11 protein-coding genes and 1 pseudogene are annotated in these 11,947 nt (G+C 35.9%); 1 reads left to right on the forward strand and 11 read right to left on the reverse strand.

Annotated elements, in window-relative coordinates; translation table 11 throughout:
* Positions 1–129: 129 nt before the first annotated feature.
* From ACXX53_RS19055 to ACXX53_RS19065, 3 genes are all read right to left on the reverse strand, one after another.
* Positions 130–570, reverse strand: coding sequence for a TlpA family protein disulfide reductase (locus ACXX53_RS19055; protein ID WP_458570274.1), 441 nt, complete (start codon positions 568–570; stop codon positions 130–132).
* On the reverse strand, positions 542–1,057 hold the full coding sequence (locus tag ACXX53_RS19060) for a hypothetical protein (protein WP_458570275.1): 516 nt from the start codon (positions 1,055–1,057) through the stop codon (positions 542–544). Before ACXX53_RS19060 ends, ACXX53_RS19055 begins: the two co-directional genes overlap by 29 nt.
* 1,177 nt (positions 1,058–2,234) lie before the next feature.
* Positions 2,235–2,726 carry an AAA family ATPase gene (locus tag ACXX53_RS19065; protein WP_458570276.1) on the reverse strand — a complete coding sequence of 164 codons (492 nt, stop codon included), beginning with the start codon at positions 2,724–2,726 and terminating at the stop codon, positions 2,235–2,237.
* A 67-nt stretch (positions 2,727–2,793) separates the two neighbouring features.
* Here ACXX53_RS19065 and ACXX53_RS19070 point away from each other — a divergent pair.
* A pseudogene (locus ACXX53_RS19070) lies at positions 2,794–3,150 on the forward strand (ATP-binding cassette domain-containing protein); the annotation flags it as partial.
* Between the two features lie 86 nt (positions 3,151–3,236).
* Here ACXX53_RS19070 and ACXX53_RS19075 read toward each other — a convergent pair.
* The 8 genes from ACXX53_RS19075 to ACXX53_RS19110 form a co-directional block, all read right to left on the reverse strand.
* Positions 3,237–4,541 carry a DUF6080 domain-containing protein gene (locus tag ACXX53_RS19075; protein ID WP_458570277.1) on the reverse strand — a complete coding sequence of 435 codons (1,305 nt, stop codon included), beginning with the start codon at positions 4,539–4,541 and terminating at the stop codon, positions 3,237–3,239.
* Between the two features lie 35 nt (positions 4,542–4,576).
* On the reverse strand, positions 4,577–4,897 hold the full coding sequence (locus tag ACXX53_RS19080) for an EamA family transporter (RefSeq protein WP_458570278.1): 321 nt from the start codon (positions 4,895–4,897) through the stop codon (positions 4,577–4,579).
* Positions 4,887–5,225 carry an EamA family transporter gene (locus tag ACXX53_RS19085; RefSeq protein ID WP_458570279.1) on the reverse strand — a complete coding sequence of 113 codons (339 nt, stop codon included), beginning with the start codon at positions 5,223–5,225 and terminating at the stop codon, positions 4,887–4,889. The genes ACXX53_RS19080 and ACXX53_RS19085 overlap by 11 nt, the downstream gene beginning before the upstream one ends.
* Positions 5,213–5,878 (reverse strand): HAD family hydrolase, encoded by a 666-nt coding sequence (locus ACXX53_RS19090; RefSeq protein WP_458570280.1) that lies wholly within the window; start codon positions 5,876–5,878, stop codon positions 5,213–5,215. The genes ACXX53_RS19085 and ACXX53_RS19090 overlap by 13 nt, the downstream gene beginning before the upstream one ends.
* Complete coding sequence (locus ACXX53_RS19095; protein ID WP_458570303.1) at positions 5,871–6,782, reverse strand: decaprenyl-phosphate phosphoribosyltransferase; 912 nt, start codon at positions 6,780–6,782, stop codon at positions 5,871–5,873. The genes ACXX53_RS19090 and ACXX53_RS19095 overlap by 8 nt, the downstream gene beginning before the upstream one ends.
* A gap of 303 nt (positions 6,783–7,085) precedes the next feature.
* Positions 7,086–7,331, reverse strand: a complete 246-nt coding sequence (locus tag ACXX53_RS19100; RefSeq protein ID WP_458570281.1) for a hypothetical protein — start codon at positions 7,329–7,331, stop codon at positions 7,086–7,088.
* Between the two features lie 263 nt (positions 7,332–7,594).
* Positions 7,595–8,101, reverse strand: a complete 507-nt coding sequence (locus ACXX53_RS19105) for a hypothetical protein (RefSeq protein WP_458570282.1) — start codon at positions 8,099–8,101, stop codon at positions 7,595–7,597.
* A 705-nt stretch (positions 8,102–8,806) separates the two neighbouring features.
* Entirely contained in the window at positions 8,807–11,830 is a 3,024-nt protein-coding gene (locus tag ACXX53_RS19110; RefSeq protein WP_458570283.1) for a P-loop NTPase fold protein, read from the reverse strand.
* Between the last annotated feature and the right edge of the window lie 117 nt (positions 11,831–11,947).

The following is an 11,947-nucleotide window of genomic DNA, read 5'->3' on the forward strand; positions in this document are numbered from 1 at the left end:
ATTATTGACAAATTATGAGTCGTTGGCAGAGGCGCTTGCCTGATTATTCAGTAACATTATGCTCAACATTTAGGATTAAATAGATCCAAGTCCCACTAATTTCAGTTTTGAACTATATTAATAAATACGTTAATCACCTATATTACTATAAATAAACTCAAAATTTTCTTTATCGAGAACAACACCTTTATTTTTAATTATGTGATTCTTGTCTATAATCATTAAAAATGGTAAATAAGTTATTTTGAAAATTTCTTCTAATTGTTTAGTATTTATGGATATTACCGGAAATTCCCAATTGAAATAATTAGCCATTTCTATATTATCTTCAACATCCCCGGTTGAAAATAGAATAAAAGGAATCTTTAGCTTATCAATAAGCTCTTGTATAGATGGCAGAAGATCAATACATTGCATACAGTGAAGAGAGATAAAAACAAGAGCTGTATTTTCTTTATAATCTGAGATTTGAATATTTGTATCATTATAATTTATGAATGACATATTTGATAAATTTGTTCCAATTGCCATTCCTGTTTCTCTAGTAGGTTTTTTTAATAATTTCTCCATTCTGAACCCCCTCCGTTTCCGTTGTATAATAAGCTTTAATTAGTGGTGATATAATGTTAATACCTGTTTCAAAATTATATAAGACACCACCACCGACAATCTGCCCTATACTATTTATTCCAAGAACCCAAGGAACTGAGTAAACTTCAAATTGATTTGTGACATAGTTAATGTCACAATAAAATATTTGAGTATTTGGGAACTTATATTGAACTTCTTTATACTGTTCTTCTGAGGACTCTAAAAAAATAGTAAAGTTGAATTTACTATATTTATTGATGATTTGTTCAACAACTTCAAAGTCACAAGTTATACAAAATGTGCTTACAAAAAAAATAACGCCTGCTTTACTTGATATATCTAATGAAATTATATCTATGTCCTTTGAAGAAGAATTAAATAGTTCAACATATAACGGTATATATTTTCCGATTTTATATTCTTCAAAATCTCTTAATTTTAAAAATTTTTTGTGACCTTCATCCATATATATCTCTCCTTATTATTAAAATAAAACCCTTTGGTTATTACCAAAGGGTTTTATTATGTAAGTCTAGCAGCAACCAACCCATCTCGAATTGCAATAAACATCTGTATAAGTGCCTTCGAATTGATAACAACGTTGAATAGTATCGACATATCTAGTTTTTGCTGGAGGAGTACAGTTTGATGCTCGAGAATCACAACCTGCAGCAGTATCATAGTTAACGATTGACACTGTTCCAGGAGGACAGCTATATCCACATGTTGCCATTTTTGTTCACTCTCCTTTCATAAATATTCGTGTAATGAAATGTCGACTTTTTTCATTACAGCGTAATAATATCATAACAGTAAAAATTTGTATATATAAAATTTGTAATTTAATACCACTTTTTGTGGTGTTTTACGCGAACCTGACAACGAGTGTTGAAGAAGCCACGAACCATTTCGCCGTGGGTGTAGCCTTCATCATCTCCCAGGTGTGCGTAGGGCTAAGTTGCTCATCGAACTTACCAAACAAACCGTTGGTTCTAACCAGGCAACACACGCTTACAAACTCCATCTTAAGCATCTTCTTGAGGAGTATGACTTAGCAAGCACACAGCTGCGGAGAATCGAAGATGAAACCAAGGCCGTACTTGAACGAATCCCCTATGCGAACAAAATTCTTGCTATTACTGGTTTGCTATTACTGGTGTAAGTGCGATCGCTTTAGCTGACGTTTTAGGAGAGTAAGTCTGGCACGTAGCGAGGAAGCTTACAAACCAGATAAAGTTTTTGCACTAGCAGCTTAAAAACAAACAATAACACCGCCTACGCAAGTTGGTATATTCGCAGGATCACAAAGAAAGCACGGAGTATCGGGATACGTTAAACAAAAGGGCTCGGACCCGTTCCGTTAGAAAGACCGAACTCCACCCCTTAGATAGGTGTAACGAAGGAATGAGAGGGCTTGTGACCCGTTGAGACATGGGAGTGAAAATCGCTAATGGCTCTGTGGAGTATATGTGCATTAAAAGGAATTGATTAGGTGAGGATACCCCCATCTCTATTCCCGCACGCCTTCTTACGGCTCAATATAGCAAGCCCCGACTCTCATCACTCTTCTACCGAATCTAATAGGGATGAAATCCTGCGAATACACGAGCTTGCGTGAGGGAATTAAATCATATCGAGGGAGTTTAATCATCAGAGGAATCAAGTTCCTCTGATGAAGGTGGCTCAAAAATTTGTATCCATTCTTTAAGTTTTGCTTTTGGTATGAAAAAAGTTCCTTCTGTATGCATATCATTTCTAGCTTTTAGACGTTCAAATAACACTTCTTCAGGCACATCTACAAAATGAATTTTAAAGTCAGCCCCTAAGTTTTTGGCTTTAGAATGAAACTCGTCTCGTTGACTTCGAACCCAGCATCCAAAATCCAGAATTACATCAACACCAAGAACTAAAACTCTAGCCGCCACATCCCACATTAGGGATTCCACTGAATCATGTCTAGAATCATGCTTAGCTTCGTCAGAATCCGTCATGTTATCCCCGAAATCATACCCAAATAATTTGATATGCCATTCATCGGGAGAAGGGCGAAGTGCGGAGTATTTCGTTTCAAGTTGCCGAGCCAGGGTAGTTTTACCGCTACAAGGGAGACCAACCATTAAATGAAGTGTCGCCACGTGATTCCACCACCTTATATAAACGGATATTTCTAAGGATAACAGCATGGACAAGCCTTTTTTGAATTTGCCCCAGGGCTATAATACGGAGGTCGGGGAACGCGGTGTGAAGCTGTCCGGAAGCCAGATGCAGCGCCTTGCGATCGCAAGGGTGTTTCTGAAGGGCCCGGATATTCTGGTCCTTGATGAAGCGATTTCCGCGCTGGATCTGGAGTCAGAACATTTGATTCAGCAAGCCTTGCAATCCCTGTCCAGCAATCGGACGACGCTAATCGTTGCTCATCGCTTGTCCACGATTACCCATGCCGACCAAATCGTCGTGCTCGAAAACGGACAGATTACGGAACAAGGCACTCATAACGAACTGATGGAGTTAAACGGCTGTTATTCCCGTCTTTATAACGTTCAGCATTTGGAATCCTAATATGAAAAGAAGCTTCCCTAATGGACGGTTAACGCCGTATTAGGGAAGCTTTTTTTGAATATAGACATCATTTCACCCTATATTATCTATTTCGTGGTAGAAGGTCCGATCGTTTGGGTATAGGCCGATTTGATATAATCCAAGGTTTCGAGATGCTGTACAACATTGTTAACTAGTGTTATGAATACCATGAAGCTAACCGCAATCACAAGTATGTTCTTTAGCTTACCTTTATCAATGTCTCTTACAAATCCAGCAGCGAGAAGGAAGAAGGCAAACAGATAGTTACCGGCGTATAAGTACATATCGTATTTGTATGCAGCTAAACCAAAACCGATCCCGACATGCAGTACAATAGCAAAGAGAATATAAATAGCCCAGGACCAGCTTTCCCGAGAACGGATCCCTTTGATCAAGCCAAGTATCGCCATCCCAATCAGGGCTAATCCTACCAGGTTCACATAAAGCGGATAGGGTTTACTCAAATCTGTGGCAAAGGCAACAATTCCCGGGTCAATTAGTGCAACGTCTGGCGTCAGAACAGGACTGACAGCAAGCATATGAAAGACTTTGGAATTGTGGGCAAAGGAGAAAGGTGCTACATAACCGAATGCACCGTTTGACATCCCTTCCATCAGATTAGACAGCCAGGTTTTCCCGGAGAAAAGAACATATTGGAGAACCGTAAAGCCAATAAGCAGCAATAAGGATCCGAACATTATCGCTGCAAAGCGGCGGAAGGTTTCTTTTCTTATATTGGGATCAAACAAACTAATAAAGAGTGCTCCTGTAAAAGTAATCAAGTTCGTCGAAGTGATTCCGAAATTAATGAGCGTCAGGGAAGCGCCTGGAATGGTGGAAAAGTGACCGGTATCCCTGCTTTTCTGTAAATAAGCAGCTGACAGTATGATAAAGAATTGCGCGTAAGGATAGGAATCCGGAACTAAGGATGTAAACAGCGTGTAAGAGCTTACGCCAAACCAAACGGAAAAGAGGATCGAGAGAGTTCGGTTCGTTTCGCTGCGGCGTATGATCAAAAATAAGATTATGGTGCTCAGTGCATTCATGGCTGATTGCAGCAAAAGGAAAAGCAGATTTCCGACGGTATGTAGAGACAGATAGTTCAGCGGTGCCGATATAAAGTTGTACAAAGGATGAATCGGAGAAGATGTAAACTTTCCGTATTCCATCGACGGGTCAAAGTTAAACAGATTTAACGTGAAGGGCGCACCGTTAAACGGACTCGCCGGTCCGAGGATCTCGGCCTGATCTTTGATGTAGATCAGGTAAGGCATATTGATAAAGACGTAAAAAGCAAAAAGCATGACCCACATGATAACAGCGATCTGATTGTCTTTTTTATCCCGAAGATAATAGTTATAGAATGACATTTTAGATATTACCACCAATCTAAGTACGAATTTGTTTACCACAGCAACAGTAAAAGGCCAGAAATGATGAAAAGAACACCGGTGATTCGAATGATGCCGATTGTTTCTTTAAAGAACAATTTTGCGAATAACAGCGCCCATAGAAATGTGAGTGCGTTAGCGGGCATGACCACGGTATACGGTAATTTACCTAGCAAGTAAATATTCAATAAAGCGCCTATGCCGTAGGACAAAAATCCGATGAATAGCAAAATATATCTTTTATTGGCCGTGTAACCTTTGAAGAGAACACTGCCAAGAGAGCCGAAGAGTGTCATGACGATAAGAAGCATGTATAAAAACAGTTCACTTTTCATAGGAGGTCAACGTCACCCCGATCCCAATAAGCAAGACTGCCGCTATTTTTTGAAGTGTAATCGGCTCGTCTAAGAAGATATCACCATAGATGAGTGCAACAACATAACTGATACACATGAGGGGGTAGGCTACAGACAGTTTTTCAAGCGCCAACGATTTAATCATGAAAATGGCTCCCAGACCATAACAAGCAAAGCCAACAGCCATGTAGATCAGATGAGTATGTCCCCATTTCCAGAACAACTGGCCGGTTGCCGTTAAGATCGCGGAGATTATCATGAGCCACTTGCCGATATGCCGGGTCTTGGACTTATTCATATATTCCATGACAAACCCTCGCAGTTTCCCGTAGTTTTACGGTTGATCAAAAATCGGTTTTTGACCAATGTGAGCATCGGGATATCCGATAGGGAATCGGAGTAGGCGCATGAGTGCTCGTAATCCAGCGCCATATTGTTATCTTTCAAATAACGCTGGATCCGAGTTACTTTTTCCTCACCCTTGCAGTTCTTACCTTCGATTATCCCCGTATAGCGCCCTTCCTTCATGACCAGTTCTGTTCCGATGACCTCGTCGACTTCGTTCAGTTCTTTAAAATATTTCATGTAAGTAGCCGGCGATGCGGTTACCAATAGTACATGGAAACCTTCCTGCTTTCGATATCTTATCTCCTCCATCGCTTGAGGATATATTCTGGGCTTGAGTTTTGTTCTAAAGAAATGCTGTAAGTCAGTTTCATCCATATATCGGATAGAACTGAAATAAGCGCTTTTAGCTCGATCTGCACTCATGAGTTTCATAGCGTACAGTACGGAATAGAGGCCGACCATAAGAAGTTGATGTATGGCTGCCGGATTCTTCTTTATTCCGTATAAAAGAAAGGCAAACATGGAGTCGTTCTGAATGATGGTTTTATCGATATCGAAGATTGCGAGTTTTTGAGACATGGTAACTACCTCTTTTTCAATCGTATTATTCAAAATAGCCCAAAACTATGATAACGCTGATGACATAGAGAATGACCGTGACCAGAATGTGGCGATCTTCAAACAGGATTTTATCGGGTGATCCGCCTTTTTTCTCGATGTGAATCAAATATAAATACCGGAATATCCCGTATATAACTAGCGGAATTGTCCACATCAGGTGTATCGAGTGATCGGATGTAAATGTAAAAATAGAGTAGCAAATAATCGTGGCCGTCGTCACGATCCCGCTAAGCTGGTCTAACAGTTCAATAGAATAATGTTCTAGCACTTTGCGGTGCGTTCCTGTCTCATTATTTAATAACAAAAGCTCATGTCGTCTTTTTCCGATAGCAAGAAAGAGTGAGAGCAGCATCGTACAGAGCAGGAACCAGGGTGTAAACGGAACATGAATGACGAGTCCGCCAGCGATTGCACGAAGTACAAATCCAGCGGCGATGATCATAATGTCAATAATGACAATATGTTTAAGCTTTATGGAATAGGCCACATTCATGCAGAAATAAACAGCAAGTAGAACTGTAAATAAAGGATTCAATATATATGAAATGATAAGAGAACCGATCAGAAGAAACGCCCCAAAGGTCAGAGCGATCTTGGGATTCAGTTGTCCGGAAGCCATAGGGCGATACCGTTTTTCAGGGTGGTTTCGATCAGCTTCCCTATCAATGTAATCATTTAAGATATATACGCATCCTGATACGAAGCAGAGCAGAAAAAAGCCGGCAAAGCTGTTGACTAGGGCAGTTGGTGTTACGGCGTCAAAAGAAAATAGTGGGGCTGCAAAGATAAGTAGATTTTTACTCCATTGTTTAGGACGCAACTGTTTAAAAAGCAACATGGGGAGTTCCCTGTGGAGCACAGGTTTGTTTGCATATTCATTTAGAGTGGGCTGCACCAATAGAACCTCCTAAAGGTTATTTACATAGCCGAAGAACATATTTGATATGTTTCCAAATATTTCAATGATAGATATCTTATCATATTTTTCAAAGCAGTGCTTTTTAAGCCCCAATCATGCTCGTTTTGGTCCCGATAATCCCTCGCAGGGCGAACTGCAGATTTAATTTTCATGGGAGTTTAACAAGTTATTTTTCATTTTTCGTCTTTTTGATTGTGAAATAGTCCCCTTCACTTGAGCCGTGAACCGTGATTCCTACACTCTCGCCATCTTTCTCAAATATAGAAGTCGCACCTTCTTTCAAATCTTTTCTTTCCAACCCCAATTTTCAATTGCTTTATAATAATCATCCCTAATTTCATTAGCGCCACCTTGAGCATTATAAAGATATTTTTCGTATTCACCCTCTTGTTGTTCTACATACTTTGCTTCCTTAGGGATAGAAAATTCAGGTATGGATTTAGAACCAACATAAGCAACTTCTTTCGAGCAACCTGTAATAATCACGATTAACGCAATTGCAAACACAATGAAATTTTTAGACATATAGGAGCCCTCTTTCTTGGCTAGTTAATTGTGTAACGCACCGTGTATTGATAATGTTTCAATAAAGGTTTTTACAACTAATTACAATAGTTCCGTTAAACTGACCGTTACCTTCATGAAGCATCGTCAGTCTAATACTCTATTTCCCGGTTTATCAAGAGCTAACTTTAAAAAAGTCAGATAAAATAAAGAGTTCTACATATTGTACATGACTAATATGTGGAACTCTTTATGTTTAACTATCGTGTCCCATTAGCGTAATGTTAATCTCTATAAATAAGGTCTTTTAAACTTTTTTCATTGATTCCATTTTGAACAAACTGGAAACTCCTGTTCGTTAGTCTTTGTACTCGATCGATTATTTGTCCTAAATGATAACCCGTGTGTTCGACTAAATGATAAATATCAAACATATCGAGGTTCTGCTCATCCTTATTCCCTTCTGTATAATCAAACATGACTTCTCTCCATGAATTAAAACGTTCAGTAATAAATTGAATTAAGTCTGTTGCAGAAGTAGCGACTTCATCAGGGAAGTAATTTTCTATTCCGCCCTCGACTTTCCCGCTATTTGTATATCTGATGACATGCCGTTGAATATGCTGTCCTATGTGTAACACTATGCCCCCAATTGAATTAAGCGTATCTTTCTCATGTTTCCAAAGAACATCTTTATCTACGCTATCCAAAGCTATTTTCAACTTTGGAAGGTAATGCTCGCACATTCTAAATATAGAAATGCGTGTAAACTCAAGTAGTTGGCTGCCCATAAACACCGTTCCTTTTTATCAATATTCATTCAATTTCCCATTGAAGTATACTGCCAGTTAGCTTAATGACTTCCGCAAGTCTAAAACTTTATTTACCCGGTCTAATACTTTATTTTTCAGTCTAAAACTTTATTTTCATCGGACAACTGACACAGTAGACTTACAGTAAAAACAATAATACAATTACATTATATTAACAATCAAGAAATAAACTTCCCACTGTAATAACCATCAAAAAATATAAAAAAAGCTCGCTGTTCAAACAGCGAGCTTTTTCAGTGTCAGCTATCAAAAAAAACATAGGCTTCCTTAAGAAGTGGACTGAGAAACTGAAAGTAGGTTTCATATCCTGTATTTATTCCCCAAATCCCATTTTTATTACTTATGCCCCACATTTATTCCCTACGTCCCGTATTTATTCTCAAAGGACATCAGACACCTACTCTATTGTAAAGACACTAACTATAATGTAACTGGACACAGTTGTTCAGTGACATTATAGTTGGTATCTCAAAAATACAGTGTTATCAAGCATTTTTGGTTTTTTGACCTCATTTGCAAGTTGCATTATAGTTAGTATCTCAAAATTCATCGCCCAATAAACTATTACATTAAAGTTCGTGACTAGAAATTACATTAAAGTCGTTGTCTGGACAAATAATTAAATCTCCATTTTTAGCATAAATACCTAGCCTACAATCCCTATCATTCATTTGATTCTTGGAGTTGTTTTTGATTTTCTATAACTTCACCTAGCTTCATCGAACACCAATGCCATGTTCTTTCTTCATCAGAATTTTCAACATATTCATCTATAGGTATACTATTATAAAGTTCAATTATTTTTTCTATAATCTCTTCTTTAAACTGATCCGTTCTTGAATAGCTTTCCAAGTATATAAGTAAGCGATTTAGGTTTACTAAATAATCCCAAGTCATTTTATTTTTCTGTTTACATATAAAGTTATGAAATTCATGAATGTTAAGAAGCAACTCTTCTTTTGAATGAAAATGTAGCTTCTCACTAAACAAATACGTAGGATCAACTTGAGTAACTCTCAACTTATCTGCAATTTCTTCTATTAACTGATACATCCTTATAAATTTGTTAACATTTTTTTCGCAGTGTTTAATTGTCACAGTTACATATTTGTTTTCCTGATTATCAGTAATAATGTTCTCTATTGATTTATCAACCCAACGCTTAAAAAAATCCAAGTCTAAGATAGATTGATTCTCTTCTTTGAAAATTCTTTTGATTGCCTTGACTATTTCTCCAAATTTGTAAATATCACCAAAATCTTCTCTTATACTTTCATAAGTATACTTTGAATCCTTCAATTTCAATAAATTAATAATCATAATTGTATCGTTTTGATAGCGCACAATGAGTGGCATTATCACCCCATTAAGATAAGCACAACTTACATCTTTATCCTTTGTGTTTTGAAAACGTGCACCCCCATCTAGTATCTCTTTTATATTTGAAAGGTATTTATCTGTCTCTAATAGAGGATTTCGCTGTGCCTCCCCAAGTAGCTCGAATAAATCCTTAAGGGAAATTGCTTCTTCCCCATACATATCCATTATATGATTTACTAACTTTTCTATTCTTAAACTGACGATTTGATGGTTAATCCTATAGCTATTGAACATAATCACTCGTAAATATGCCTGAACTTCCTCTAAACTATTAATGTTCAAACTGTGATTAGGATTATCTAAGTTGCACAGGATTATTTCACTATCTGTTTTCTTATCGACACATAAACTATCGAAAGAGCGATTAAGAATTATTGCATTACAAAAATCATTTAAAATATCCATTTTAATCCCTTGTTCTTCGCCGATACTCATTCTAAAAAACATTGAGAAAAATAAATTTAGTAAGTAGTTCTTGTTTTTGAGATATTTGATATCTTGCATGACATTATAAAAATCATCGCCTTGCTGTATTAATTTATCGACATGTTCCCCAAAGAGAATTTTAAATATAGCAACTCTAACGATTATTTCACGAATTTGTTCTACCTTACTTAAATTTATCTTAAAGGTTTCATATTCTGAAATTTGTAGATCGATAGCTTCTAACAGTATTTTTATTTCCCTAATTATTTTTTTAACTCTTCTTACATTACTTATTCCATCGTTTAATTTCTGAAGATACCCCTTAACCTCCATTTTCCTAGCAATTAAATCATTTAATTGTGTATCAATATTATGTTGATTCTTGCTAGTGTTTCTGCTTAATGAATCTATTTCCTTTTGAATATCATCTACTTGATCACTAATATTTTTTATCAAGTCTGTTATGAATACAACTATATTTTTCTTGATTTCTTTAATAATTTTCTGAGTCCATTCATTAATAAATATGCTTTCATCCACAGTCTGTATAAAATAACTAAAGAGTTCTTGATAGTCAATTTTAGATAGCTGAAACTTTTTGTTAACGAATTTATCCAAATATACTCTATTAATTTTTTTGTTCCCATCTATTTTTTTCTCATCCATTAAAAAAACAACAGTAATACCGTTAAAATTAACTATTTCTTTTATAAAAACTAATGTAGAATTGAAAGTTTCTTCTTCAACTCTATCAAAATCATCTACAATAATATAAATCTTACTTTTGTCACTTTTCGCTCCATCTTTTTTTCTCTTGTTTTCCTTAATTCCACTCGAAAGAAGTTTTTGTATATCTTCTTCTAATCTTTTTTTACTGCTTCTAAAATCACTTGGTTCTTTACTATCCAAATCCCCTAAAAACATATCTAATTTTATTGCTTGCTTCAGATTAAGTGTATTTATTGTTTGGATAATCACATTCAAATACTGCTTAAAGGGACTATCTCTCCCTATAAAAATCCCATTAGAACTTAAGATATCTTTAAGCTGGTTAAAGAAATATTCCATTAGTTTTTCAGGTGTATCTAATATCATCGGTTGAATAAAAATAATATGATTACGATTTTTCGTCAATTTGCTGGACAACACATTAATTAGACTAGTTTTTCCTGTACCCCAATCTCCATTTAAAACCATAGCAAACGGTTCATCATAATTATTTGTCTTTAGTATTCTAAACATATCGCTATAATCTTGCTTACGAGTAGGTAGCAATTGTTCGTATGAATGAATTTCAACATCTGATTCTTCATTTACTTTCGCAACCTTCTCAGTGATACTTTTTAGCGACAATAACTGTAATATATACCATCCAAAAATAAACATTCCAATCATTAAGAGGTCATTTAAAACAATAAGATTGTTAATAGATATTGCTGTGAAAATATACGTTAAGCCTATGATATAGTATACTTTTAATAGATTATCGGTAATTTTTTTTAATGACTTGAAATAAATGATTATCTCCTTAATAAAAACAATGAGAACGATAAATAGAACAAATGAACCCATTGACCAATAGAGAGTTAATAGTTCATTTATATTTTTTATATCTGCAAGATTCATTAAATACCCAAACAAACAAGACATTGAAATATGGGTTATTAAGTTGACAATTTGCTTTTTTTCCACTCTAAATTTCTTATTTTTACTTGATAAAATTAAACTAACAATAGCAAGTACCAACAAACATAAAGATAAAATAGCATTATATTTTGCGATAAAATAAGGAATATAATTATAAACTTCATTCAAAACAACACTTGCTTCATCTACTATGTTATTTATAACGTTGCCTATTTTTTGATTAAATTCCCCCATACTAAATCATACCACTCCGATGTTCATAAATTTTGTTTTAAAAATTTAAGCAGTCTCTAAAGGTTGGTTCAACTTGCTGTACCCCATTTATACTTTCCAGAGGCAAAGTTCCGACAC

This window comes from Paenibacillus marinisediminis (genome assembly GCF_054343325.1).

Coding starts and splice junctions, on each gene's coding strand:
- ACXX53_RS19055 (WP_458570274.1), bottom strand. CDS start 570: ATGGAGAAATTATTAAAAAAACCTACTAGAGAAACAGGAATGGCAATT.
- ACXX53_RS19060 (WP_458570275.1), bottom strand. CDS start 1,057: ATGGATGAAGGTCACAAAAAATTTTTAAAATTAAGAGATTTTGAAGAA.
- ACXX53_RS19075 (WP_458570277.1), bottom strand. CDS start 4,541: ATGTCATTCTATAACTATTATCTTCGGGATAAAAAAGACAATCAGATC.
- ACXX53_RS19080 (WP_458570278.1), bottom strand. CDS start 4,897: ATGAAAAGTGAACTGTTTTTATACATGCTTCTTATCGTCATGACACTC.
- ACXX53_RS19085 (WP_458570279.1), bottom strand. CDS start 5,225: ATGGAATATATGAATAAGTCCAAGACCCGGCATATCGGCAAGTGGCTC.
- ACXX53_RS19100 (WP_458570281.1), bottom strand. CDS start 7,331: ATGTCTAAAAATTTCATTGTGTTTGCAATTGCGTTAATCGTGATTATT.
- ACXX53_RS19105 (WP_458570282.1), bottom strand. CDS start 8,101: ATGGGCAGCCAACTACTTGAGTTTACACGCATTTCTATATTTAGAATG.
- ACXX53_RS19110 (WP_458570283.1), bottom strand. CDS start 11,830: ATGGGGGAATTTAATCAAAAAATAGGCAACGTTATAAATAACATAGTA.